The organism is Pseudochryseolinea flava, from assembly GCF_003286915.1.
Taxonomy (GTDB): Bacteria; Bacteroidota; Bacteroidia; order Cytophagales; family Cyclobacteriaceae; genus Ohtaekwangia; species Ohtaekwangia flava.
Genome location: NZ_QMFY01000001.1, coordinates 1007271 through 1033849 on the forward strand (window position 1 = coordinate 1007271; position 26579 = coordinate 1033849).

A 26579-nucleotide genomic window follows, 5' to 3' on the forward strand; every position below is an offset into this window, starting at 1 on the left:
ACGCGCATATAGAAATTGACGGCGATCAAGATTTTTCAGGGCGAATTCTGCTTAGTGTTTCGGGTGACATTCGAAGATACGATGCGATGTACTTGCGCGGTATGATCTGAAATACTTTTGGACTTCGTTGAATTAAACGTTGGTACCGCTCCTCCGGAGTGAACGTAAGCATCTCGGTTTCGCGTTCGATCTTACCCATCAACGCTTCTTCTTGTAGCTCACGCCACGCTGTTTCTATCTTGCGAAATGAGCTGAATAAATCATAGAAGTCTACTTTTCGAATAGACATCAGCGAAGTCGCGCTAAGTGCCTGGATGTAATACGTTGATGGTTGATTTCTGATGAAGGAAGGGTAAGAGCAAATAAGGCTGTTGTCGTAACCAAATCCTACGCAGATCTCTTCGTCGTTGTGCGGAAAATAGATACGAACACTTCCCTCGATGATGTAGAACAGATTCGTTTCTGTTTGATCTTTTTCGATCAAGAATTGATGACGCTTAAGCTTTACCGGATGCTTCCAATGATCCAGTAAAGCTTGTTGAGCGTCTGCGGGCAAAGGAGTGTTGCTGCCGAAGATGCGAAGTAATTTCTCCTGCCACGGTTGCATCACGAATTAATCTTCGAGAAAGCTTCCGAGAAGTGAGCTTCCTTCTTTCCCGCTATTGCGTCCATACGGCGCGAGTGCTTGTATTAATTTTCTGATTGGCATGGATTGTAAATATACTTTACCAGTTCCGCGAAGTGTAGCGAGAAACATACCTTCGCCACCGAAGATCATCGACTTAAGTCCACCGGAAGCTTGCACGTCGAAGTCAATTTGTGATTCGAATGCTACAACGCAACCTGTGTCTACACGAAGTGTTTCGTTGTTAAGCGTTCTTTCGATTACCGTTCCTCCGGCATGGACGAATGCTTTTCCGTCGCCTTGTAGTTTTTGAAGAATAAAACCTTCACCACCAACAAGGCCAGAACCGATTTTACGATTGAATGTGATAGAAACTTTTGTTCCAAATGCGGCGCATAGAAATCCATCTTTTTGAACGATCATTTCCTGGCCAGGCGACGTTGCGAGATCGATTGGAATCACTGTTCCCGGATAGGGTGCGGAGAATCCTACTTTGGCTCTTCTCGAACCGCGGTTGGAAAAATGCGTCATGAATAAAGATTCGCCCGTCAGCATACGCGATCCCGCAGAGAGAAGTTTATCGAACAATCCTTGGTTGGCATTTGAGCCATCTCCCATTTTTGTTTCAAACGCGATACCGTCCTCCATGAAGAGCATAGCACCAGCTTCAGCAATTACGGTTTCTCCTGGGTCAAGTTCAACTTCAACGATCTGAATACTTTCACCTTTGATTTGATAATCGATTTCGTGGGATCGGTTCATATTCTTTTTAAATTTTTACGAATTAAACGAAAAGCCCCGCGCGTTGGCGGGGCTTACAGCAATTTATTTCTTTTTCTTTTTGCCTTTTTTCATCTCATCGTAGTCGTCGCGTTCTGCAAGTTTTTTGTCGTCTACGTTTTTATCGAGGAATTCATTGATCTTTTCAATTCGCATGTTTGACGTAATCTCGCCAAACTGGTCGATTGACACATCGAAACCTTGCAGATCTTTGTGAACCTTTGGTTTCGGCTTTTGCTCATCTTTACCTTCTTTTTTAGACATAACAGAAAGGTTTATTGAATACTATTTACGCAACTTTCACCTTCAGGGTTTGTAGGGCGTATTGAATTCTTTTTACGACCTCCTGGGCACCGATAATTTCCATGATCATCATCAAATCCGGACCGCCGCCCGCACCGGTTAATGATACCCGTAACGCTTGCATAATTTTTCCAGAACCAATTCCTAACGTCGCGGTCACCTGCTCGAGTGCAGCTTTCGCCGTTGCTGCATCCAACGTTGCTGCTTTTGCAATCTCGTCTTTGAACGCACTGAGGACTTTAACGGCTTCGTCGTTCCATTTTTTTGAAATCACACCTTCATCGAATGTGGTTGGTGCAAAGAAGAAAAACTTTCCTTGTGACCAAAACTCGCCTGGGAACGTTACTCGATCACGCATGATGGTAACAATCTTTTTCGCTTTCGCTTCGTCACACGAAATATTCTCGCCTTTCAACGACTCTTGAAGGTATACAACAAGTTCGTCATCGCTCTTTGCGCGCAAGTATTGTTGATTAAACCACTGCGCTTTTTGAATATCGAAACGCGCGCCAGCTTTATTCACACGGTCAAATGAAAACGCCTCGATGAGTTGTTCCATCGAAAAAATTTCTTGTGTTGTTCCTGGGTTCCATCCAAGCAAAGCCAGAAAGTTAACCAGCGCTTCTGGCAAATAGCCGGCATCTTTATAGCCGACAGATACAGTGCCAGATACAGGGTCAGTCCATGTACGCGGGAATATCGGGAATCCATATTTATCAGCATCACGCTTACTAAGTTTGCCGTTACCGTCTGGTTTTAGAATTAATGGTAGGTGCACGAATTGTGGCATGTCTTGTTCCCATCCGAGAAAGCGATACAGCAATACGTGTAGTGGCGCAGACGGCAACCATTCCTCACCGCGTATGACGTGTGAAATCTTCATCAGATAGTCATCGACAACATTCGCCAAATGATAGGTCGGCATACCGTCACCTTTCATCAACACTTTGTCATCGATCTGAGAAGAGTAAACCATCACCCAACCACGGATGATGTCGTTCAATCTGATCTCCTCTTTCTTGGGAACTTTCAATCGGATTACATAAGGTGTTCCTGAAGCAATCAGGTTTTTCACTTCACCTTCGGAGAGTGTAAGTGAATTCCTCATTTGCATCCGCGTGACACTATTGTATTGGTAGTTGTCTACGCCAGCGGCCTTTAATCTTTCGCGCATCGCCTCGAGTTCTTCCGGCGTATCGAATGCGTAATACGCATTGCCTTCGTCGATGAGTTGTTGTGCGTATTTTTGATAAATAGGTTTTCTTTCAGATTGACGATAAGGAGCATGAGGTCCACCAACACCAACACCTTCGTCGATTTTGATTCCTGCCCATTTCAGGGATTCAATAATGTATTCTTCTGCGCCGGGTACAAAGCGTGTCTGATCGGTGTCTTCAATGCGAAGGATCATGGTGCCTTGATGCTGACGGGCAAGTAAATAATTATACAAGGCAGTTCTTACACCACCAATGTGGAGTCCGCCGGTAGGGCTGGGTGCGAATCTTACGCGTACTGGTCTCATTTCTCTTCCTTTCCTTAATCGATTCTTTCTGGAATCGTTTGTTTAGATAACAATAGCAAAGGTAAAATATGATTTACAATAACGTGGTTGGAATCGTATAAAAGGCCTAAAAAATGGTGCAGATAGCCAAAAAAATACCGACGGAATCAAAGGCTTTTATACCTTTACAACTTTCAAAAGCGAGCGTAGTATGACGGAAGAAAAAAGCCTGAACTTTCTTGAAGAGATCATTGAAAACGACCTGAAAGCAGGAAAGTATAAAAGCATCATCACCCGTTTTCCTCCAGAGCCAAATGGTTATTTGCATATGGGCCATGCCAAGAGTATTTGCTTGAACTTCGGCCTTGCACTGAAATATGGCGGGAAAACCAACCTGAGATTTGATGACACAAACCCTGTTACAGAAGAAACAGAGTATGTAGAGAGTATTAAAAATGATATTCAGTGGCTAGGTTTTCAATGGGCTGAAGAACTGTATGCTTCCGATTACTTCGAAAAACTTTATGCATTCGCGGTGATGCTGATTAAAAAAGATCTGGCTTACGTTGACGACAGCTCCAGCGAAGAGATTGCCAAACAGAAGGGAACGCCAACGCAACCTGGAACAAATAGTCCCTTTCGCAGTCGTAGTGTAGAAGAGAACCTAACACTTTTTGCAGACATGCGGGCCGGGAAATATAAGGATGGCGAGAAAGTACTTCGCGCTAAGGTTGACATGGCTCACATTAACATGCACATGCGTGACCCGCTGATGTATCGTATCAAGCATGCCCATCATCATCGCACGGCAAACAACTGGTGTATTTATCCGATGTACGATTTTGCTCACGGTCAAAGCGATTCAATCGAAACCATTACGCATAGTATCTGCACGTTGGAATTTATTCCGCACCGCGAACTGTACGACTGGTTTATCAAGAATCTCGAGATCTATCCGTCACATCAGTATGAGTTTGCACGTTTGAATATGACGTACACGGTGATGAGCAAGCGCAAACTTCTTCAACTAGTCAATGAAAAACATGTTGCGGGATGGGATGATCCGCGTATGCCTACATTGAGTGGCGTTCGCAGGAGAGGATATACGCCGAAAAGTATTCGCGAATTCTGTGAGAAGATTGGTGTTGCAAAACGTGAAAACTTGATCGATGTTGGGTTGCTTGAATTTTGTGTTCGCGAAGATCTCAACAAAATATCACAGCGTAGAATGGTGGTTTTCGATCCATTGAAGGTTGTGATCACAAACTATCCAGATGGGAAATCGGAAACGCTCACCAGTGAGGATAATACGGAAGATGCAAACGCCGGCCATCGTGAAGTTCCTTTCAGCAAGGAAATTTATATCGAACAAGAGGACTTCATGGAAGTTGCGCCGAAGAAATATTTCCGACTTGCTCCAGGACAAATGGTACGTTTGAAAAGCGCTTACATCATCAAGTGTGATGAAGTGATCAAAGATGTTTCTGGAAAGATCACTGAGCTTCGTTGCAGCTACATTCCTGAAAGTAAGAGTGGTTCAGATACTTCGGGCATTAACGTGAAAGGAACTATTCATTGGGTAAGTATTCCGCATGCCGTAAAAATCGAAACGCGCTTGTACGACAGACTTTTCAAAGTAGAAAATCTCGGAGAAGCAGAAGGTGACTTCAAAGAATATTTAAATCCCGACTCGTTGCAGGTACAAGTTGCTTATGCAGAGCCGGCGATAACTTCTGCAAAAGAATCTGAGCGCTATCAGTTTTTAAGAAAAGGATATTTTGCACTCGATCCAGATTCTTCAAAAGATAAATTTATCTTCAATCGCACGGTTACGCTCAGGGATATGTGGGCGAAGGAAGCGAAAAAATAGCTTTTGGAATAGATTCAAGTTACAAGCCTCAAGTTACAAGCATTCAAACTTGCAACTTGAGGCTTGCGGCTTGTAACTTTATTTAACGGCGATACACGAAATCTCTACATTCACATCTTTTGGAAGTCTGCTCACTTCGACCGTTTCGCGGGCAGGAGGATTTGCTGTGAAATACTTGCCGTAGATTTCATTGACCCTTGGGAAATTGTTCATGTCTTTCAAAAAGATCGAGCATTTCACGACGTTTGAAAAATCCATTTCTGCGGCAGTTAGAATTTCTTGGAGATTTGACATGACTTGCGCAGTCTCTTCTTCGATTGATCCTTTTAAGATATTACCTGTGGATTGTTGAATAGCGATTTGACCGCTTACAAACAGCATATTGCCCGATTGCACAGCCTGGCTATACGGACCTATAGGTGCAGGGGCCTTTTCAGAATAAACTATCTTTTTTGACATGATGTGCGTTTTAAAATTTAATTTAGGAAAGTCAAAAATAACGATCTACTGAGCATTTCTCTGAACTATGAAAATTTTAATCATTGGTGAGGATTCAAATTTGCAGGAGTGTAAGCAAAAATTCGGCGACGAGCATCAGTATACTTTATCAGATGCCCATCGTGAGGCCGATAAATTGTTGGAAGATTACGAGCTTGTAATTGATTTTATGATCGATGAAGCGCCGGAGCAAATCGAGATTTATTTCAATTATCAGGGTACAGTTTTGCTCAACACCACGAAGATTACACTTACAGAGTTAACCTTTCACAATAGGCACAAGATCAAGTCAAAAATATTTGGCTTTAACGGACTGCCTACTCTTGTTAATCGCGAGCTTCTAGAGGTTAGTTGCATTGATTCAAGTGATGAGATGTTACTCAAACAGCTTTGTGATGGCCTTAAAACAAAATTTACGCGTGTGGACGATCGCGTTGGCTTGGTTACGCCAAGGGTAATCTGCATGATTATCAACGAGGCGTATTACACGGTTCAAGAAGGAACAGCATCACGAGAAGACGTCGACATGGCGATGAAGTTAGGAACCAATTATCCTTATGGTCCTTTTGAATGGACTAAACGCATCGGCCTTCGACATGTTTATGAGGTGCTTGAGGCCGTTTACGAGGACACGAAAGATGAGCGCTATAAAATTTGCCCCTTGTTGAAAAAGGAGTATCTGCGATCAGTATAAAAAAAGGGACAGTTTCCCGTCCCTAATTTTTGTTATTCTACTGTCACTGATTTTGCTAAGTTTCTAGGTTGATCTACGTTACAACCTCTCATCACAGCGATGTGATACGATAGCAGTTGTAAAGGAATCGTAGATACCATTGGCATTAACGCTTCATGCACAGCCGGAACTTCGATTGTAAACTCTGACATTTTTGGAATCAGGTCATCACCTTCTGTAACGATGGAGATAACACGACCCTTACGTGCTTTCACTTCCTGAATGTTCGAAACAATTTTCTCGTAGGAAGAATCTTTTGTTGCGATAAACACCACAGGCATCTCTTCATCGATCAAAGCAATTGGTCCGTGTTTCATTTCAGCTGCAGGGTAACCTTCGGCATGGATGTATGAAATCTCTTTCAACTTCAGTGCACCTTCTAAAGCAACTGGGAAGTTGTAGCCACGGCCAAGATACAAGAAGTTTCGCGCGTCCTTAAAAGTTTCGGCAACAACCTGAATCTGCTCATTCAATTGCAATGCTTTCTCAACCTTTGATGGAATGTTTTCCATTTCTACCAGCAACTCATGAAGCTTTTGTTCTGTAATTGTTCCTTTCTTATTGGCGACAATGAGAGCAATCATGTTTAATACTGTGAGCTGTGCCGTAAATGCTTTTGTACTAGCCACACCAATTTCAGGCCCTGCATGTGTATAGGCTCCTGCATGTGTTGTACGTGCAATAGATGAACCAACCACGTTACAGACGCCAAATATGATAGCGCCTTTTGATTTGGCAAGTTCGATCGCTGCAAGCGTGTCTGCCGTTTCTCCGGATTGTGAGATAGCAATGACTACATCACCTTCACGAATAATTGGATTGCGATAACGGAACTCAGAGGCGTATTCAACTTCGACTGGGATTCGGCAGAATTCTTCGAAGAAATATTCTGCTACGAGACCTGCGTGCCACGAAGTACCACAAGCCACGATAATGATGCGATCTGCGTTGACAAGCTTGTTCACATACTCGCGAAGTCCACCGAGTACAAGTCTTCCGGTTTGTGAATCAAGGCGACCACGCATACAATCTTTAATGGAGCGTGTTTGTTCGAAAATTTCTTTAATCATGAAATGTTCGAAACCACCTTTCTCAATTGCCTCAAGCTCAAGGTCTACAGTTTGAATGTATGGCGTGAGCGGAAGATTAGCAGTGTTTGTAACGCTGAGTTTGCCATCGCGAATGACAGCGATCTCCTGATCGTTGAGGTACACGACTTCATTGGTGTATTCTACAATCGGGGTGGCATCTGACGCCAAGAAGAACTCGTCTTTACCAACGCCAACAACCAGTGGACTGCCCTTACGCGCTGCCACGAGAAGGTCAGGGTCTTCAAGCGACATGATCACGACAGCATAGGCGCCGACTACTTTTGTTAAGGCAAGACGTACCGCTTCTTCAAGCGAGCATCCTTCGTTGTCCTTGATGTCTTCAATGAAATGAATAAAAACTTCGGTGTCGGTATCGCTTAAAAACTCGTGTCCCTTACGAAGTAACTCTTGTTTTAAGGCGTTGTAATTCTCGATAATACCGTTGTGAATGATCGCAAATTTCCCGGTTGCTGAGTAGTGAGGGTGAGCGTTCTTATCGTTTGGTTCACCGTGTGTTGCCCAGCGGGTGTGACCGATGCCGATGTGGCTTATTAGATTTTTGCCTTTTAGATATTCCTCAAGGTCGGAAACTTTTCCTTTCTTTTTATAAACGTTAAGACCGTCGTTTAACAACGCTATTCCAGCGCTGTCATAGCCACGATACTCTAATCGTTTAAGTCCTTTAATGATTACTTCTTGGGCCTGGCGATGGCCGACGTATGCTACAATGCCACACATAAAAATTACTGGTTTGGTTCTACAGTAGGAATGGTATAGTAAATTCTAAGGACGATGTTATCCTTATCAAATGAAACCCTGTTTAATGTCTTTCCAGCGGTATGAAATCCATAAGGGATTGTTGTTGAAGAAGTCGGGCTATAAGGCGTTAGCAAAACTTTCGTGTAAGGCGTCTTTGCTTCATCTTTTTGAAGTAAGCTTTGAAAGAACAATCCCGCAGATCCTACATAACTCTTGTTGGTCTGAGAGTAGTTTAATGTCAAGAAGTTGCCGAGGTCATTCACAATATTTAACGTGCTATCGAATGGCACACCGTTGGCAGTAGAGAAACTATTTTGTCGATCGAAATTAACGTAGCCACGGTATAAGTTAAGGTTTGCAACCTCCTTGGTGTAATCGGAGTTCCGTCCCTGGTAACTGATTTTTTTGAATCGGTTATTGTCGTTAATGATCTTTACAATCAAGGTTGAAGGTGGACTATAGATGCCCGGTTCTTCAATATTTTTAATGACAAGTTCGGCAGAATTGACCAACATTTGGTCAATGGTATCAGCGAACTCTAAAACTTTTGAAAAGTCGACGACCGTGGCCACACCAGTGGCTCCCTGGATGTAACGTCGATCGTCAGCGGGTTCAAACGGCTGATAGAAGTTTGTTAGTCCATCCAGTGTTGTACCAGCACGGTCACCCTCAATCGCATTGTAACTTACTAACTTGAAGAGGGAGTGATTCCCAAGGCCGATATCGGTTCTATAAATGGTGTTCTTCCTTTTGTCTTTATAAGTAAGACGTATAGTAGAATTCGGCAGGAAAAATCTAATAATCTTATCAGAAGTTTGGGGGACGATCGCAATACCTTTAAAAACATCCATAAAAATTTTAGGCGCTTCAGCAATTGTATCACGAAATACCTTCGAATTCATGAGGGTAAACAGTTCTTGACCAAAAGCATTGTCAAGCGTTGCTGTCACGAATGTGGAGTCTAATGTTTCATCGTTGGCTTCAGTGATGTATTTGTCGTAATCAACTTCTACGGATGCGGTCGCGATTGGTGTTGCATGATGCGGTATGCTTGATTTATTGAAATAAATACGCCTCCGGCTCGTGATAAATTCCACTGGCTTTTGTTGGCCTCCAGCAGTAGTTCGGATTGTGTCTATCGTTGATGATGGAAGCGATTCTGACAGTTTATAAATGTTGTATGTCTGTGTCGTCTTGCTTTGCGCCCCATACACGTAGTAGTCTACAAGCAATCTAATTTCTGCGGAGACAAAAACAAGACTGTCGTTTAGTGTTAAACTGTCCTTCTTTGCGAGGTTAACTAGATTTGTGAGAGGATAAATCTGCGCAGTAGCGGATGCGGATACCTCACCGAATATAGGATCGATGTGTTTGCCGACAATCATTCGATTGAAATCGTTTGACGCGTCACCGTTTGAAGTACGAACCGAGTCAAGTAGTACAACACTACTTGTTACCGGTATTTCGACAAATCTACTTTGGAATTTTGGATTTGGATTTTTAAATCCGAGGGGACTGGTTTCTTCTGAGCAGGAGAAAAAAAATAGGGCAACGGCTAGTACAGCCAATTGCCCAAAACTCTTAACCGACAAGTTCATTATAGAGGTTGTAATACGATTCAGTATAATTTTCGTTTGTATCAATAGTTTCAACTTTCTTCTCTTTGATTTTCTTGAAGAGCCCTTCAAGCTTTTTATTATCGCCAGCGACAATAACGGCGTCAGAGAATTCTACACCAAGTTTAATGAATCCTTCGAAGTCGGCAGTCTTAAGATTACCAAGCATATTGTCTTCGATGTCCATCATTTTCACTTTGTCAAGAATGTCGCCCTTAAATTTGTGTGAGAAGGCATTGTTGTAGATCGTGAAAACTGTCTTCGTGTTTTTAAACAACGGATCGTTTTTGTAAGTCGTTTTCAAATACAACGGAATGAAGCTGGTGATCCAATCGTTGCAATGCACAATATCGGGAGCCCATCCGAGTTTGCGGACAGTTTCGATAGCGCCTTTACAAAAGAAGATTGCACGTTCATCGTTGTCTTCGTAAAAATTGTCTTCTTTGTCGTGGAAAACAGATTTACGGTGGAAGTAATCTTCGTTATCGATGAAATAAACTTGAAGTTTAGCATTTGGGATTGAAGCAACCTTAATGATCAAAGGTTTTTCTTCGTCGCCCACTGTAATATTGATACCGGAAAGTCTTACTACTTCGTGCAACCGGTTCTTGCGCTCGTTGATAATTCCAAAGCGCGGTACCAGGATACGGATCTCCATTCCTTTCTCCTGCATTGCTTGCGGGAGTTTGCGAACAAAGTCAGCGACTTCAGAGGTTTGCAGGAAGGGGTTGATCTCACTGGCTACATACAGAACGCGGAGTTTTGACATATGTTTAATTTTAAAGTAGAACGGAAATTTGAGCCACAAAATTACAAATAAATACCCCCATGATCAACTTATTTTCAGTTTTCCCTATATCTTTGCGACCCTTTGCCAAAATGGCCTAAAATGGAGATTTTCAACGAAATAGCCCCATTAAAAGCCTTCTTAAAGGCTAAAAAACAAGCGCTTAACTCCATTGGTCTGGTGCCGACGATGGGGGCGCTTCATAGTGGCCACATCTCACTGATCGAAGCCTCGAAAGCGGAGAATGACCTCACAGTCTGCTCGATCTTTGTTAACCCCGCCCAGTTTAACAATCCAAACGATCTTCAGCGCTATCCTCGTACACTAGATAAAGACACTTTATTGCTGAAAAAAGTTGAATGCGATGCGATTTTTTGTCCAGATAGTACGGAAATGTATCGCCATCAACCACTCATTAAATTTGATTTCGGCCATCTTGACAAGATCATGGAAGGAAAGTTTCGACCTGGTCACTTTAGTGGCGTTGCACTTGTCGTGTCGAAGCTCTTTAATATCGTCGAGCCGCATCATGCCTATTTCGGACAGAAGGACTGGCAACAATATTCCATTATTCGTCAGTTGGTCGACGATTTAAACTTCAATCTCATATTGCATAGTGTGCCGACGTCGCGCGAGCCTGATGGACTCGCGATGTCGTCGAGAAACTTGCGATTGAACGAATCTCAGCGTCAAAAAGCAATTGTTTTTTTTGAGGCACTTACATTCGCGAAAAGAGCGTTGAACGACGGTGCGCCGCTTGTGCAAGTGCAGCAGAAGGTGATGCAATTGGTAGAAAAAGATGCTGAAATAAAGCTTGAGTACTTTGAGCTTGCCGATAGCAAAAACTTAAATCTCCTTGAAAACGTTAAGGGTGCAAGTCAGCCAATTATGTGTATTGCTGGCTTTGTAGGAGAAATCAGATTGATCGATAACATGTTCTTGTGACGTGGACAAGATGTTGTTTGATCTATAGAAATGGGTTTAAAAATATAATTTTCAACCACCTTGAGAATAGAAGTTTTAAAGTCGAAAATTCACCGCGCGAAGATCACTCAGGCTGAGCTTCATTATGTAGGCAGTATTTCAATTGATGAGGATTTGATGGAAGCAGCAAATCTCATTGAAGGCGAAAAGGTAACGGTTGTAAACGTTAACAACGGCGAACGTCTTGAAACGTACGTCATCAAAGGTGACCGTGGAACAGGTATGGTCTGTTTAAATGGTCCCGCTGCGCGCAAAGCACAAGTAGGAGATATCGTCATCATTATATCGTATGCTTCAATGAAGTTTGAAAAAGCAAAGCAGTTCAAGCCTACGATCATTTTTCCGACACCGGATAATAAGTTACCTTGATGAAATTTTAACTTTATTTTCATCACAACCCCAAGCTTCGGATGTCTTCTCGCCAAAAGGCCATTATTCAATACATCGTCATCTTTGGCGTAACACTTTTTCTTCTTTGGTTTTCCATTAGAAATTTAGAATGGAGTGTTCTTCAAAAGAACTGGTATGTTGCAGACAAAACATGGTTGTTGATCATGGCTGTAATTGCGTTGGCGAGTCATCTCGTGCGCGCTGAACGTTGGCGTATGCTGATGGTTCCAGCGGGTTATCATCCTAAATTGTCGCATAGTTTTTATTCATTGATGGTTGGGTATTTGGTCAACTTGATAATTCCGCGTGGCGGCGAAGTGTCGCGCTGTTATAATCTCTATAAGCTTGATAAAACACCAGCCGATATGTCGTTTGGTACCGTGGTTGTCGAACGTATCGTGGATTTGATCTGTTTGGTGTTCTTGATTGCGCTCTGTTTTCTAGTAGAATCCGAAAAACTTTTGTCATTCTTAGATACACTTCCGTTTTCGGTAGGCAGTGGTAAATCACGCATCCAAACATTGTTGATCGGTGGTGCGATAGCGATGCTGATCCTCGCGTTGCTTTGGTTCATCGTGAAGCGTAATGCTAAACTTCAGGCCTTTGTAACGAAAGCATGGTATGGCTTTAAGCAGGGGTTAGTCTCTGTCTTCAAACTTGAACAAAAGGGGAAGTTTATTTTCTATTCCCTCCTGATTTGGTTTTTGTATTTCTTGACGAGCTATACGGTACTGAAAGCATTTCCATCCACGTCTGAACTAGGTGTTGGTGCTGTGCTGAGTTTATTCGCCATTGGTGCTATCGCCATGGCGGCGCCACTACCAGGAGGTGCAGGATCTTATCATATTTTGGTTCCGCAAGGCCTTGCTTTCCTTTATCATGTCCCCCTGAGCGATGCCGTCGCGTTCACTGTAATTTTCCACGGGTGGCAAACACTAATTATGATCATTGGTGGTGCTGCCTCACTTTTGATAACTTCGTATCAGGTAAAAAGAGCGAGTGCCAAGGCAGCAACGCAAAAGGCCGAATAAGCAGTGTCGTTTTGGCAGCCGAATGAATTTGGCGCAAACCTTGTTTAGATAGAAACAATAAAAATCAAACTACTATGGCATTAATCATTGGTCTCTTTTTTATGGCGGTCGGTTGGATTGTCAGCTCGAGATTGAAGAGTAAGTTTCGGGAGTATTCTCAAGTACATCTCACCAAAGATCTAACCGGTGCAGATGTAGCACGTTTAATGCTCGCCGATCATAATTTGCACGATGTCAAAGTTGTGAGTGTCGAGGGGGAGCTTACCGATCACTACAACCCTGCAAATAAAACAGTTAATCTTAGTCCCAATGTTTTTCACGGTCGCAACGCAGCCGCTACTGCCGTCGCAGCCCATGAATGCGGTCACGCAGTGCAACACGCGAAAGCATATAGCATGCTTGAGTTTCGTTCGGCTATGGTCCCGATTCAAAATGTAAGCGCGTCCATTTTAAACATTGTTTTCATTGCCATGTTTGCTGGATCGTTCTTCTTAAGAGGCGTGTTCCCTTTTCAAACTGCCCTTTTGGTGATCATTGCATGTTATGGAATATTTGCACTTTTTGCCCTGATTACACTACCTGTAGAATTTGATGCTAGTAAACGTGCGTTGGCTTGGGTTCAATCGAGGGGTATTGTAAATAACCAAGAATATGGCATGGCGAAGGATGCGTTGAAGTGGGCTGCGATGACGTATGTTGTTGCTGCAATAGGTGCCTTAACGATGCTCATTTACTACATTATGCTTTTTATGGGCGGTCGTCGCGACTAACCAACATCGTAAAGAATGATTATTTAAGAGGGCCTGAAATTCAGGCCCTCTTTTTTTGTTTCGCCATCAAATAAAACAGTAGATTGGTTTCAAGAATTGAAACTCAAACAACCTAGACACTTCTATGAATTTTCAACTTACTGAGGAGCATCTCGCCGTGCAACAGGCCGCTCGCGATTTCGCGCAGAATGATTTACTTCCCGGCGTTATTGACCGTGATACCGAACAAAAATTTCCCGTTGATCAAGTCAAGAAAATGGGCGAGCTCGGCTTTCTCGGCATGATGGTAGATCCCAAATACAACGGCGGTGGTATGGACACGATTGCTTATGTATTGGCGATGGAAGAGATTTCCAAGATCGATGCTTCAGCATCAGTGTGTATGTCTGTTAACAACTCACTGGTGTGTTGGGGATTGGAACGCTTTGGCACGGAAGAACAAAAGGAAAAATATTTGAAACGCCTTGCGACGGGTGAAGTCATTGGCGCATTTTGTCTATCAGAACCTGAGGCAGGATCGGATGCAACAAGTCAACGGACTATAGCAGAAGACAAGGGCGATCATTATTTATTGAACGGCACCAAAAACTGGATTACCAACGGAAACACTGCTAGCGTTTACATTGTGATCGCGCAAACAGATGTGGCCAAAAAGCACAAAGGCATTAACGCGCTCATCGTTGAGAAAGGTATGCCTGGTTTTGTCGTTGGCAAGAAAGAAGATAAGATGGGTATTCGCGGATCGGACACACATTCGTTGATGTTTACGGATGTGAAGGTTCCGAAAGCAAATCGCATTGGTGACGATGGCTTTGGTTTTACATTCGCGATGACGACTTTAAATGGCGGTCGAATCGGAATTGCAGCGCAAGCATTGGGTATCGCGTCTGGCGCCTACGAGTTAGCATTAAAATATTCAAAAGAGCGAAAAGCGTTTGGAAAGAATCTCTCAGAACACCAAGCCATTCAATTTAAGTTAGCAGATATGGCTACGAAAATTGATGCTGCGCGATTACTCGTGCATCAAGCTGCGTGGTTGAAAGATCAAAAGCGCGACTTTGTGAAAGCTGCGGCGATGGCCAAGTTGTTTGCTTCACAGATTGCACAGGATGTAACCACGGAAGCTGTTCAAATTCATGGTGGATATGGTTACGTCAAAGAGTTTCATGTAGAGCGATTGATGCGCGATGCTAAGATCACACAAATTTATGAAGGCACGACGGAAATTCAGAAGATGGTTATTTCTCGTGAATTGCTGAAATAAGCCAACAAAAAATCAAACGTAGAACCTCAGAATAAAAATCTGAGGTTTTTTTATGCTTTCATTGAACGTTACATTGATTCGTGTGTACAGCGTAAAAAAGAATAATATGAAATTATTGATGATTATATGGTGTGCATGTATCGCATCGCTGCAAATCCTCGTTGCCGAAGAACCTCAGTTGATTTTACCGAAGACAAAAGTTATCCATCCCTTAGGGTGGTACAGCGCGCAACAACAGCTATGGGCTGATGAAGTAAAACGTCACCGGAAGGATCCAAAAACTTGGCTGAATTATTATGCCGCAAGTCGATATGCAGGAATGGGTGACAGCGAACTTGATTTGATCGTTTCAAACATGGCCGGGGACGCAGCGCATTCATTTGAATTCGCGCTTGTGAAAGGTTGGCATTTGGGGAACACCCTAGAAGGATTTAAACAGATCGCACTAGCCTATAATCTGCAGCCACAGAATGCCTCGACATATGCATCGATGTTATTGTTCAGCGATATTGAAAACGATCGTTCAGAGCGCGCTCAGTTCAGTCAAAAATTGTTAGCGAGTGGTCTTTTATCTTCTTCGTTGCTTCACTATAGCTACAATGTTTTGATGTCTGTTGAGCAAGGTGGTGTGCTGATCACGGAAGGAGAGAACACAGCAGTCCCATTATATGTTCTACAAGACGTATTCGATGTGCGAGAGGATGTAAAGGTTGTGCAACTCGAGTTGTTGACCACCGCAGAACTTCGAACCAAAATATTGTCTAATCATAGATTGCTGTTAAATGATGGTGTTGCATCCGCGACAAACAATACGCAAGCGATTGCCATACAACTTCCTATTCAAAATCCTTCTTACAAATTTTTTTATGGATTGACGTTAACGCAAGACAACGTCAGTTCCATACGTGAGCAGTTATACGTTGTGGGATTGGCCTCGCAGAAAAGTTCAGAACGGCTTGACAATTTGAAGGTCATTCAGCGCAATATTGAATCGCGTTTCTTGTTAGATTACTTGACCGTTGACTTCAACGGTGAAAGTGAATTTGCTTCAGGGCGCGTACTCAGTGCCAACTACCTGGTACCAATGCTGATGCTTCATGAGTTTTATCGTGAGAAGAATGAAATGGAAAGGGCGAATGATCTCTATTTGCTGATCCAAAAAATCGCCATTCAAAGTGGAAAAGAACAGCTGGTGAATAATTATCTCGCCGGTAAACAAGCACAGGTTCCGTATTTCCCACATCAACTTGATTTGAAAGAGATTGAGGGCATTTTTAAAAAGGTTAAGGATAATGTTTACGCGCAAGAGTATGAAGTGACCAATGTTCAATACAATACATTTTTGAACTACTTGCATATAAACGGACAAGATGGACTGTATAGCAAATTCAACTTTGACTTGTCGCGGTATGAAGAGCCAGCGTTATCGTTTATGAAGACATATACGGCAAATCGTGTAGCAACAAAAAAAGACAAATATTTTACACGTTATCCTGCGGTGAATATCAGTTATGAATCCGCAGTCGCTTACTGCGAATGGCTAACGGATCAATACAACAAGCAGGCTGGGAGGAAGTATAAAAAGGTTAAATTTAGATTGCCATCAATTAAGGAGTGGCAGATTGCCGCGCTCGGTTATGCTAAAGTTCAGACATGGGAGCTGGATGAAAACAATGTCGAAGTTGGAATTCCAAAAAACGCTACCGACGAATTGACAAAAGATCATCGCACCATTCCGGTAAAGGGGAATGATATTTTGTATCCATGGTATCGGTCGTTTAATTATCGTAACAAGGTGCTCAACAGTAGAGGGTGTTCACTTGGGAACTTCAAATTTCCTGACGATCAAAAGCCATGCTTGCCGGCTAAAATGATTTCTGTTGATGGATTTGTAATGATGAGTATGGTGCAAGCTTATTTTCCAAACGACATTGGTTTGTACGACGTTGTCGGAAATGTTTCGGAGATGACCGAGGAAAAAGGTAAGTCATGCGGCGGTAGCTGGAATCATGTTCCGGAAGAATCCACAATCAGGAGTGTGAATAACTATGATAGACCTGATCCTGCCGTTGGATTCAGAGTTTTTATGGAAGTACTCGAACAGTAGAATGTTTTTTAGTTCTGTAAAGAAAAAAAGCGACGAGGAATTGATGTCCTTGGTGCAGCTCGGAGACGGCGATGCTATGACCGAGCTGTATCGTCGTTATGCGCAAAAACTTGTTCGCTACTTCCATCGGATGTTGTATAAAAATGAAGCGATGGCGCAGGACTTTCTGCATGACTTGTTCCTGCGCGTGATAGAACGCGCAGATCAATTCAAACAGGGATATCGTTTTTCGACCTGGCTCTATTCGATCGCGCACAACATGTGTAAGAACGAATACCGGAAGCAAGCCATTCGTGGTCGACAAGATTTAGAAGCAGAGCCGTTGAGCGAAGATCTTTATGAACGCTTTACCCAGACGGAATTTCGTTCTGCGCTTGATCGAATGTTGGATATGATGGAAGAAGATGATAAGAATTTGTTTGTTCTTCGTCATGAACTTGAAATGACTATCGAAGAAATTTCGAAAGTGGTAGACTGTCCGGAAGGCACAGTGAAGTCGCGGCTATTTTATTTGAAAAAGAAACTTGCGCTGGCGTTGATTGATCACAAAGTTGGAATGTAAAGAACGTTGATGCGTTAAAGTGTATAAAGGTTGAATTACAAAGCAGGAAAAATGCAACAGAAGAACAACGAAGATAAGTTAGATGAACTTCTTGTAAGTAAATCGTACGGTGAACTTACGAATGAAGAGAAATTGTTTGTTGAAGAAGAACTTGGATCGGCTGAGCAGTACAATGCGATGAGAAAGGTCAGTCTGGCTTTGATTACGTCGAAGAGTGATCTTTCTCCCGATCCTTTTATAGTGAAGTCACTTCAGAATAAGATGTACGATCATCGTGCATCAAAAGGTCGCTCTTCCCTTTTCGTGCGCGCGGTCCCAGCCTATGCAACGGCGCTGATGATTGTCGTTGCCAGTGCTATATCTTGGTTTCTCGCTTCAAGACAGATGCAGCCCATTATTAAAATCGTTGAAGTAGTAAAACACGACACGTTGTTTTTGAAAACTCACGCCGATACTATTTTTAAGGACCGCATTATTTATCGAACCATCTTAAAGAAAGAGCGCACGGCTAACAATATTCATGTTGCAAATACAATTGAAACGCCGTCGAGTGGAACTACTGGTGTGAGTATGAAAGAAAAACAAGACTTAGAGCTACTCCTTGTTTCGGGCACGCGGTAGTGGAGAATAGCTTGAATGAACTACGCGCCGCTTTGATTTCTTTCGTAAACATGATCGGAAATTTCCGTAAGCAATTCCGGATCTTTTTCCAGCGCATTACCGATAACAATCATGTCGGCGCCGGCGTCTAATGCGGTGCGTGCCTTTTGACTTGTGTTAATGCCGCCGCCAACGATCAGCGGAACATTGATTGATTTCCGTACAGCCGCAATCATGCGTGCGTTGATTTCTTTTTCGGCACCACTACCGGCATCAAGATAGATTGTTTGTAATCCCAACATTTCACCAGCCATCGCTGTGCATGCGGCAAGTGAATATTTATCATCGGGAATCGGCGTAGTGTTACTGATATAGGCTACAGAGGTAACGCGTCCGGAATTCACTAACATATAGCCGGTCGGGATCACTTCTAACTTTGTATTCTTGATGATTGGCGCGGCAATTACATGCTGTCCAATCAGTAACTCGGGATTTCTACCCGATATGAGCGATAGAAAAAGCAACGCGTCTGCAGTAGGTTCTATTTGCATAGTGTTACCAGGAAACAGAACAACAGGAATAGTGACGTTGTCTTTAATTTGTTTAATGACTTGCGATTGATTGGTAGTGGTAACCAAACTTCCACCAACGAAGAAGTAATCCACGCAATTTTCACTGGCAAGGTTTATCAGTTGCAGAAGACGAGATGGTTCTTCGACTTTGTCGGGATCGACTAAGACGGCAATGGACTTTTTTCCTTGCTGATGTTTTTCCCGTAAAGTCTGAAGGATGTTCATTCCTTTTCTTCTTTTGGTTGATGACGAGAAGCAAGATATTCGGCTAATTTCTCTTTTGCGAGATCGAGCAATATGACCGATGCTTGACTGGCAAGCGTTGTTCCAATTTGCGAAAGTACACCGGGTGATGAAGGTGCTTCGGCAACTTCAACAACATCGTCGTCATGCTCCTTTACAAGTTTAATTTTCCTGACCTTTTGTTTTGGCTTCGATTTTCCGCCAGAAAATTGATTAAGAAGAAAATAGGTAACCGCCAAAGCGCCGCCGATAACCAACGCGTTGGTAATTATCTTTTCAGTTTTTTCAGACACAAGTCTTACTTCATTCTGCAATTCTTCACGATGCTTTTCAGATTTCTTGACGAGCTCTCTTTTGAAATCATTTGATTCAAGTAATTCCATAGGCTATTTTTTCTTTAGCTTGAAGTTCTCATTAAACTGATTTTCCATTTTGTTTTTAAGACCTTCTCTGGAAAGCCATAAAACCAAACCTGCGATCAAGTAAAAGCCAGCCACGATCATAAAGCCGATAAATGGACTCGTAACTTCTGCGATTTTATAGGCCACCGCTGTGCTGACAAATAAAATAAAAAGAGCAAAGACAAAGGCGAGCGCGGCAAACACGACAGCTTTGGAAAGCGCTTTCGCAACGTCCTCTTTAATCTCAACTTTCATCAACTCGATTCGCGCTTCGATGTATCCTGTGAGATTACTCATGATACCATCAAGGCGGAGGAATTTTGCAATGGTTTCTTTAATCACGATGGAAAAATAACAATCATGCAATATAACCAGAAGATAGCAGATTTGGTCTTAAAGAAATTCAAACTTCCGCTAAAAGAGGTTAGACGGCGTAAGGCTACATCCTATCGAGGTAGATCAATGAGAATGGGATGATAAAGAATATAAGCAGTAGAAATAGAACGCCGGCAAATCTGTATCGCATGGAAAGGCGACCTAATGCTTCGGCGAGCTGAATGGGGATACCTTTGATTCCAGGCAAGAACATAAATACGATGACACCCAATAAATTGAAAAGAAAATGTGCCATGGCAATGCTGACGGCGCTGGGTGTAGTTCCGTAAAGGAAAGCCGCGATGATGGCGGTGACGGTCGTACCCACATTGGCACCCATGATAAAAGGAACAGCTTGGCGAAGCTTCGCGAGTTTTTTTGCAACAATCGGAACGACAACCGAAGTTGTGATTGTACTAGATCGAATGGCTGCCGTCGTTACCAATCCCCAGCCAAAAGACTTCCACGGGTTCAAGAAGAAAAATCGTGCAAAAGTTTCCGGTGATTTAGCTTTTACGAGATCTGAAATAAGTTTGCGAAACAACAATATTGAGGCAAAAAGTAAAATCAATGCTAGCCCGGAAATAACAAACGGGTTTGGTAAAATCGTTAAGAGGAAATCTACAAAATGATCGAGAAAGGTGAGCGACTTAGTTGATGTTCCTCGCACAAAAAAAGGTGCTTTCATAAAGTAGGCCGAAACTTGCGATGAAAGCTTCGAGAAAAAACCGTAGGAATACTCAAGTGGAAATAGGATGACCGTAGTTAGAAGATTGAAGAATACATGGTAGGCACCTGCAGCCGTGGCGCGTTTGAATTCTTTTTTCTTTGGAATAAACCCGAGTGACACAATCATCGCAGTAATGGTGGTTCCAATATTCGCACCTATGATGATGGGTATCGCGGCTTCAACCGTTAGCGCGGCTGATGCAACTAACGCAATCACAAGCGCGGTAATGGTAGAGCTACTTTGCAAGATTGCGGTCAATAAGAGGCCGATAAATAATCCAACAAACGGGTTCGTCGTCGCGAGCAGGATTGTGTCTGTAAGATCTTTTCCAAGATGACTCAACGATGACACCATTACTTCCAGGGAGAATAAAAAGAGCACAAGCGCGCTGAAAATATAGAGCGCTATTTTCAGATTGCTCTGAACAGAACTTGGCTTGGCAATGTTTGATGTTTCCAAAGGAGAAACTTATGCTTAAAGATAAGTCGGTGTCTAAAAATTGACCCTATCTTGATAAAAGAATAACAATTACTTAATGTTCTACAGTGCGAGCTCTTGAAGCGCCATCCACGCCATCAGGCCCGGACCTATCTTTAATGCATCTTCGTCAATATCAAAAGTTGGTGTGTGCACGTATGATGTGATTCCCTTCGCATCGTTTCGCGTTCCTAACCGATAGAAAGATGCCGGCACAACCTGCGAATAATACGCGAAGTCTTCGGCACCCAACGTAATGTCAATGTCCACCACATTTTCCTTTCCGACGTAATCCTGAGCTGCTTGTTTGATCCTTCGCGTGAGTGATGGATTATTTTCTAGATATGGATATCCCATGGAGATATCAACGTCACAGCGACCACCCATTCCTTCAGCAATACTCTCGGCCATCTTCTTGATCTTTGCAAGACCGGAAGCACGCCACTCTTCGTTCATCGCGCGGAATGTGCCGGCAATGTTTACTTCATTGGGAATGATATTGGTGGCCCCGAAACCTGTGATATTTCCAAATGTTAATACTGTAGGCTGCTTCGGACTCGCGTTACGACTGATTATTTGCTGCAACGCAATAATAATGTGTGATGCGATCACAATCGGATCGATAGCCAGATCTGGCGCCGCGCCATGACCTCCTTTGCCTATCACTTTTAAATAAATTTCATCGGCACTTGCCATATACATGCCTTCTTTGAATCCAATTTTTCCGGCAGGAAGCAATGGAAAAACGTGTTGTCCGATGATGCCAGAGGGTGTTGGATTTTCCAGCACGCCGTCGCGAATCATGTATGAGGCGCCGCCAGGATTCTTTTCTTCACCCGGCTGAAAAATGAGTCGTACTGTACCTTCAAATTGATCCTTGACTGTCTCTAGAATTTTAGCTGTACCGAGGAGGGAAGATGTGTGAACATCGTGACCACAGGCATGCATCACGCCGGGATTCTGAGATTTGTAGGGAACGTCGTTGGCCTCGTGGATCGGTAAAGCATCCATGTCGGCACGTAAAGCGATGGTTTTCTTTTGTGGATTTTTTCCCTTGATTTCAGCCACAAGACCAGTTGTAGCCAACGTTTCGACCTGGAGTCCGAACGATTTCAGCTGTTCCCCAACGTATTTTGCAGTATTGAATTCCTGGTAAGATAATTCCGGGTTCGCATGCAAATGGCGACGGTAGGCGATCACTTGTTCGCTGTATTCTATGGAAAGTGTCTTAATTTTTTCTAAGAGATTCATCGGAATAATTAAGGTGTCAAATTACAAACAAAATACGCAACTGTGGACCGGATTGTTGGATTCTGGGGTGCAATAAGGCTTGATCGACGTTAAAAGAATCCATGTCCGCGACAGATTTCAGCTTCGCGCTCAATCTTGTTTGAATTTCAAATGAATGCTTTAGGTAAAAGCCGTATTTTCTCGTCTTAGTAGAAAGCCGGCAATAACAGATGGTAACCGATTACATCAACTGTAGCCTAAACGACATCAGTGGTTTTGGGAATAAAACTTAACATCGGATATTGTGGCCGCAAGAAACATTTTTAACCCACTGTTCATGAAGAAAAAAAGTATTTTGTTTTCGCTGATGCTGTTCAGTGCTGCAGTCGCGGCACAAGAGACGCCAGTGAAAACCCTTCCCTTCAACGACATGTCTTCCTTTAAGCCCCAAGCAGGAAACTGGCAAGTTGTAGGCGATGTTGTGATGGATCGCAATGTTGATTCACATCCTGTTGCTAAATCGATTGAGCAAACGTCGCCGGGAAAGAAGAAAAAAGGTAAAGAAGCAACACCTCCACCAGCACCTAAAGCGGTTAGCTTTCAGCCAGGCACAGGCATTCTCCTTAACATGAATGACGACACACACAAAGACAACCTGGTGTCGGCTTTCGAACATGGCGATATCGAACTTGAATTTGAAGTAATGCTGCCCAAAGGATCGAACTCTGGCATTTACTTGCAAGGAAGATATGAAGTGCAGCTCTACGATAGCTGGGGCGTAAAAGAAGCGAAGTTTTCCGACATCGGCGGCATCTATCGCAACTGGGAGAATAAGCCTGGTAAAATTTATATGGGCAAGGCGCCGCTAAGCAATCCGGCAAAGGCACCAGGTCTCTGGCAAAAAATGAAAATCGTTTTTCGTGCACCTCGCTTCGACGCAGCGGGTAATAAAATAGCTAACGCGAAGTTTGTAACGGTTTCATTGAACGATGTAGTGATACACGACAACGTAGAGGTACCGTTGCCAACCGGCGGTCCGATTGAGAACAACGAGAAGGCTATGGGTCCATTGATGATACAAGGTGACCACGGCGCTGTGGCGTTTAGAAATTTTAAGTACAAGCTCACAAAGGAAATTAGCATCACCGTGAGTGATGTTACCTACAAAACATATCAGGGTGCATTTAAAAGTGTCGATGAATTTGCATCCCTTAAACCAGCGACCACCGGATCAAGCCCTGAGCTGACTGCAGAAGTAATTCCTGACGAAAATAATTACGGTGTGATTTACACAGGAAAGGTTACTGTACCGGAAGATGCAGAATATGAATTCTACCTTGCGGTGACAGGCGGTTTAAAGTTTGTTGTCAATAATCAAACGCTCGTTGATCATCAAACGAATTCTCGTGGAAGACGCGGACAGAAGATTACGCTAAAAGCTGGAACGTATCCATTTGAGATCTACAATTTCAAAACATCATCATGGATGCCGCCACGTCTTGGTTGGTATGCGCGCACAGAAAATTCTTATGTTAATACTTTAACGGCTTATAATTCTTTTCCACCGGATGATGAGCCAACGTCGCCAATTCTAATTCATGTTGGAAGCTCACCAAAATTGTTGCGTGCGTTTCTCGATTTCAAAAGAAACCGGGGACAGCGGCTTACTCATACCATTGGTGTAGGCGATCCTTCAGGTGTGAATTATGTGTATGATCTTGGCGCGGCAAATCTTGTTTGTGTATGGCGCGGCGATTTTGTTGACGCTACACCGATGTGGCACGAACGCGGCGATGGCTCATTCCGTCCTCTCGGTGCTGTGCAGTATCTACTCGCAGGTCCGTCGCTGGTATCGCTTGCAAGTGAAGCGGAAGATTTTCCGACTACTTACAAGGAAGGTAGTTATAAGTCGAAAGGCTATTCCATCGAAGAATCGACAGGACGTCCGATCTTTAAGTTTTCGCTTGATGGACTCGACGTTGATGATAAGATCACGCCTGATGGCACAATCATTACACGCGAGCTTACGCTAAAAAATAAAGGAGCACAACCACTTTATTTCAAACTCGCGGAAGGTACATCGATCATTAAAATGGCCGACGGTTCATACGCGATTGATGACAAACAATTTTACATTAAGACGGACCATGCAGCAACGATCCGCGAGTCAGGTGATAAAAAGTCACTCGTTGTAAAAGTAGAAGGCAATGCTGTTAAGTACACTGTCATCTGGTAAACTAGAAATGATCATGAACAAAAAATATAAGGATATGATTTTGTCATTGACATCCATGCTGATGTTGGTGACGTCGATGGCAGTTGCACAGAAATTGCCTGTTGAGGAAGATTATTATAAGATCATCACCATCCCAACGCCGGAAGGAATATTATTGGAAGTCGGGGGTGTCGCAACATTGCAAGATGGACGTATTGCTGTGAGCACGCGTCGTGGCGATGTTTACGTGATCGAAAACGCATCCATGGAGAACGGCGCATCTCCTACGTTTAAACTTTTCGCATCGGGACTGCATGAGCCGCTAGGTCTTCTCTACAAAGACAATGCACTATATGCAGCGCAACGTGGAGAGCTTACAAAGCTCGTCGATACTAATGGTGATGGTAAAGCAGATGTCTATGAAACTGTATATGCATGGCCTCTATCGGGACATTATCATGAATATTCTTTCGGTCCGAAACTTAGTCCCGACGGTGCATTTTTTGTAACAGGCAACGTAGCGTTCGGTGATGAAGAATGGTGGCGCGGCGAGAGTCGTAGACCTTGGAGAGGATGGACGATGAAAATTTATCCTGATGGCAAAATGGAACCATGGGCTACCGGGATGCGCTCACCTTGCGGATTAGGAATGATCAACGGAGAATTTTTCTATGATGATAACCAAGGTGATTGGATGGGATCAGGTGGTGTATGGCACGTTCGTAAAGGAGATTTTACAGGCCATCCAGCTGGTTTACGCTGGACAGGCGAACCGAATTCTCCCGTGAAATTAACGGTTGATCAGCTCTACGCGAAAGTAGATCCACGTAGAAACAAAATGAACGGCCATTATGTAAAGCCTGAAAATGTTGTGGATGAAAAACCAGATTTTCTATTCGAGGTTAAAAAACAATTTCCAGAAGTGAAGTTGCCTGCGGTGTGGCTTCCGCACGGTGTGTTGGGTATTTCGAATTCTGAAATTATCAGCGATGAAACAAAAGGAAAGTTTGGTCCTTTTGCCGGACAAATTTTTGTAGGCGATCAAGGACAAAGTAAGATTATGCGCGTGGTGTTAGAGGAAGTGAAGGGTGAACTTCAAGGTGTTGCTTTTGATTTTAGATCAGGCTTTCAATCAGGCGTGTTACGTATGAACTGGGGTCACGACGGATCGTTGTATGCTGGTGAAACAAACCGTGGTTGGGGATCGGCTGGTACTACAAACTCTGGATTACAGCGTTTAAAATGGACTGGTAAACTTCCATTCGAAATGAAAACAGTTAGCGCTCGTCCTGATGGTTTTGAAATAACATTCACAAAACCTGTAGATAAGAAGACAGCTGAGGATTTAGCATCTTATGGTGGACGCAGTTTTATTTATAAATATCATCCTGTGTACGGTAGCCCTACCGTGAGTGACGAGAAACTAAATATTAAAGGCGTGAAAGTTTACGAAGATGGACTTCGTGTTCATATTGTCGTCGAAAATCTTCGTCAGTATTATATTCATGAATTGAATTTAACGGGTATCCGTTCTGCGGATGGATTACCGGTGCTTCACAGTACAGCGTATTATACTTTGAATAACATTCCTGAAGGCGCTAAAATTCCGGCCAGTGAATTAAGTATCAAACGCTCTAAAGCGCCTGCAACATTGCCAGCACCGAAAGTGAAATCAACGGCATCAACAACGACTACAAAAGCACCTACATATGCTGAGATTGAACCGTTGTTAGTCAAGAACACTTGTACAGCTTGTCATCAAACCAAGAAGCGCCAAGTGGGTCCTTCATTTGTTGATGTTGCTAAACGTAAATATTCTAACGAACGGATTGTGCAGTTGATCTACAATCCTGAACCCAAAAATTGGCCAGAACATGAAACGCCAATGGCACCGATGCCACAGGTTCCGCGCGCAGAGGCGTTAAAAATTGCCGCATGGATTAACTCATTGCGTGTTGAAAAAGAGCCTACGCCATAGATTACAGCGACATCGAAAATTGAAAAGGGATGCGACTACCGCGTCCCTTTTTTATTGGTGACGATCCTATTACCTTTGTGTCTTTCT

At 43.2% G+C, this 26579-nt stretch carries 25 protein-coding genes; 12 read left to right on the plus strand and 13 right to left on the minus strand.

Features of this window, described 5'->3' with window-relative positions; genetic code table 11:
- Positions 1-25: 25 nt before the first annotated feature.
- From DQQ10_RS04540 to gltX, 4 genes are all read right to left on the minus strand, one after another.
- Positions 26-607 (minus strand): Crp/Fnr family transcriptional regulator, encoded by a 582-nt coding sequence (locus tag DQQ10_RS04540; RefSeq protein WP_112745574.1) that lies wholly within the window; start codon positions 605-607, stop codon positions 26-28.
- A 6-nt stretch (positions 608-613) separates the two neighbouring features.
- A complete protein-coding gene (locus DQQ10_RS04545; RefSeq protein WP_112745575.1) occupies positions 614-1387 on the minus strand; it encodes a TIGR00266 family protein in 774 nt (257 codons plus the stop codon).
- A gap of 63 nt (positions 1388-1450) precedes the next feature.
- Positions 1451-1669 (minus strand): hypothetical protein, encoded by a 219-nt coding sequence (locus DQQ10_RS04550; protein ID WP_112745576.1) that lies wholly within the window; start codon positions 1667-1669, stop codon positions 1451-1453.
- A gap of 25 nt (positions 1670-1694) precedes the next feature.
- On the minus strand, positions 1695-3230 hold the full coding sequence (gltX, locus tag DQQ10_RS04555) for a glutamate--tRNA ligase (RefSeq protein WP_112745577.1): 1536 nt from the start codon (positions 3228-3230) through the stop codon (positions 1695-1697).
- Positions 3231-3420: 190 nt separating this feature from the next.
- Between gltX and DQQ10_RS04560 the strand changes: the two genes are divergently transcribed.
- The gene (locus tag DQQ10_RS04560) at positions 3421-5079 is read left to right on the plus strand and encodes a glutamine--tRNA ligase/YqeY domain fusion protein (RefSeq protein ID WP_112745578.1); all 1659 of its coding nucleotides are present in this window, start codon (positions 3421-3423) and stop codon (positions 5077-5079) included.
- Positions 5080-5157: 78 nt separating this feature from the next.
- Here DQQ10_RS04560 and DQQ10_RS04565 read toward each other — a convergent pair whose 3' ends face one another.
- On the minus strand, positions 5158-5538 hold the full coding sequence (locus DQQ10_RS04565; RefSeq protein WP_112745579.1) for a RidA family protein: 381 nt from the start codon (positions 5536-5538) through the stop codon (positions 5158-5160).
- Positions 5539-5605: 67 nt separating this feature from the next.
- On the opposite strand from DQQ10_RS04565, the gene DQQ10_RS04570 reads away from it, so the two are divergent.
- Positions 5606-6271, plus strand: a complete 666-nt coding sequence (locus DQQ10_RS04570; protein WP_112745580.1) for a 3-hydroxyacyl-CoA dehydrogenase family protein — start codon at positions 5606-5608, stop codon at positions 6269-6271.
- Positions 6272-6303: 32 nt separating this feature from the next.
- Here the strand turns inward: DQQ10_RS04570 and glmS are convergent, their stop codons facing one another.
- Genes glmS through DQQ10_RS04585 form a run of 3 tightly spaced genes read right to left on the minus strand, consistent with a single transcriptional unit; the run spans position 6304 to position 10545 of the window.
- Positions 6304-8139 carry a glutamine--fructose-6-phosphate transaminase (isomerizing) gene (gene glmS / locus DQQ10_RS04575; protein ID WP_112745581.1) on the minus strand — a complete coding sequence of 612 codons (1836 nt, stop codon included), beginning with the start codon at positions 8137-8139 and terminating at the stop codon, positions 6304-6306.
- 5 nt (positions 8140-8144) lie between these two features.
- Positions 8145-9758 carry a DUF4270 family protein gene (locus DQQ10_RS04580; protein WP_112745582.1) on the minus strand — a complete coding sequence of 538 codons (1614 nt, stop codon included), beginning with the start codon at positions 9756-9758 and terminating at the stop codon, positions 8145-8147.
- Positions 9742-10545 (minus strand): glycogen/starch synthase, encoded by an 804-nt coding sequence (locus DQQ10_RS04585; RefSeq protein ID WP_112745583.1) that lies wholly within the window; start codon positions 10543-10545, stop codon positions 9742-9744. Before DQQ10_RS04585 ends, DQQ10_RS04580 begins: the two co-directional genes overlap by 17 nt.
- A 120-nt stretch (positions 10546-10665) precedes the next feature.
- Here DQQ10_RS04585 and panC point away from each other — a divergent pair, with 120 nt between their 5' ends.
- The 8 genes from panC to DQQ10_RS04625 all read left to right on the plus strand — a co-directional run bounded on the left by panC (position 10666) and on the right by DQQ10_RS04625 (position 18292).
- Complete coding sequence (gene panC / locus DQQ10_RS04590; protein ID WP_112745584.1) at positions 10666-11508, plus strand: pantoate--beta-alanine ligase; 843 nt, start codon at positions 10666-10668, stop codon at positions 11506-11508.
- 60 nt (positions 11509-11568) lie between these two features.
- A complete protein-coding gene (gene panD / locus DQQ10_RS04595; protein WP_112745585.1) occupies positions 11569-11916 on the plus strand; it encodes an aspartate 1-decarboxylase in 348 nt (115 codons plus the stop codon).
- A 41-nt stretch (positions 11917-11957) separates the two neighbouring features.
- The gene (locus DQQ10_RS04600; protein ID WP_112745586.1) at positions 11958-12968 is read left to right on the plus strand and encodes a lysylphosphatidylglycerol synthase transmembrane domain-containing protein; all 1011 of its coding nucleotides are present in this window, start codon (positions 11958-11960) and stop codon (positions 12966-12968) included.
- A 74-nt stretch (positions 12969-13042) separates the two neighbouring features.
- On the plus strand, positions 13043-13738 hold the full coding sequence (locus DQQ10_RS04605) for a zinc metallopeptidase (RefSeq protein ID WP_112745587.1): 696 nt from the start codon (positions 13043-13045) through the stop codon (positions 13736-13738).
- Between the two features lie 124 nt (positions 13739-13862).
- Positions 13863-15002: an acyl-CoA dehydrogenase gene (locus tag DQQ10_RS04610; RefSeq protein ID WP_112745588.1), complete on the plus strand. Its 1140-nt coding sequence runs from the start codon at positions 13863-13865 to the stop codon at positions 15000-15002.
- A 106-nt stretch (positions 15003-15108) separates the two neighbouring features.
- Entirely contained in the window at positions 15109-17109 is a 2001-nt protein-coding gene (locus DQQ10_RS04615; RefSeq protein ID WP_165823791.1) for a formylglycine-generating enzyme family protein, read from the plus strand.
- Positions 17051-17671, plus strand: a complete 621-nt coding sequence (locus tag DQQ10_RS04620; RefSeq protein WP_112745590.1) for an RNA polymerase sigma factor — start codon at positions 17051-17053, stop codon at positions 17669-17671. Before DQQ10_RS04615 ends, DQQ10_RS04620 begins: the two co-directional genes overlap by 59 nt.
- 51 nt (positions 17672-17722) lie before the next feature.
- Positions 17723-18292 (plus strand): hypothetical protein, encoded by a 570-nt coding sequence (locus DQQ10_RS04625; protein WP_112745591.1) that lies wholly within the window; start codon positions 17723-17725, stop codon positions 18290-18292.
- Between the two features lie 20 nt (positions 18293-18312).
- Here DQQ10_RS04625 and DQQ10_RS04630 read toward each other — a convergent pair whose 3' ends face one another.
- From DQQ10_RS04630 to DQQ10_RS04650, 5 genes are all read right to left on the minus strand, one after another.
- Positions 18313-19068, minus strand: a complete 756-nt coding sequence (locus DQQ10_RS04630) for a geranylgeranylglyceryl/heptaprenylglyceryl phosphate synthase (RefSeq protein WP_112745592.1) — start codon at positions 19066-19068, stop codon at positions 18313-18315.
- Positions 19065-19469 (minus strand): hypothetical protein, encoded by a 405-nt coding sequence (locus DQQ10_RS04635; protein WP_112745593.1) that lies wholly within the window; start codon positions 19467-19469, stop codon positions 19065-19067. Before DQQ10_RS04635 ends, DQQ10_RS04630 begins: the two co-directional genes overlap by 4 nt.
- Positions 19470-19472: 3 nt before the next feature.
- Entirely contained in the window at positions 19473-19829 is a 357-nt protein-coding gene (locus tag DQQ10_RS04640; protein ID WP_112745594.1) for a phage holin family protein, read from the minus strand.
- A gap of 97 nt (positions 19830-19926) precedes the next feature.
- Positions 19927-21051 carry a Na/Pi symporter gene (locus DQQ10_RS04645; RefSeq protein WP_112745595.1) on the minus strand — a complete coding sequence of 375 codons (1125 nt, stop codon included), beginning with the start codon at positions 21049-21051 and terminating at the stop codon, positions 19927-19929.
- Between the two features lie 81 nt (positions 21052-21132).
- Entirely contained in the window at positions 21133-22320 is a 1188-nt protein-coding gene (locus DQQ10_RS04650; RefSeq protein WP_112745596.1) for a M20 metallopeptidase family protein, read from the minus strand.
- A 316-nt stretch (positions 22321-22636) separates the two neighbouring features.
- On the opposite strand from DQQ10_RS04650, the gene DQQ10_RS04655 reads away from it, so the two are divergent.
- Both DQQ10_RS04655 and DQQ10_RS04660 read left to right on the plus strand, forming a co-directional pair.
- The gene (locus DQQ10_RS04655) at positions 22637-24535 is read left to right on the plus strand and encodes a family 16 glycoside hydrolase (protein WP_112745597.1); all 1899 of its coding nucleotides are present in this window, start codon (positions 22637-22639) and stop codon (positions 24533-24535) included.
- Between the two features lie 13 nt (positions 24536-24548).
- Complete coding sequence (locus DQQ10_RS04660; protein WP_112745776.1) at positions 24549-26492, plus strand: c-type cytochrome; 1944 nt, start codon at positions 24549-24551, stop codon at positions 26490-26492.
- Positions 26493-26579: the final 87 nt, after the last annotated feature.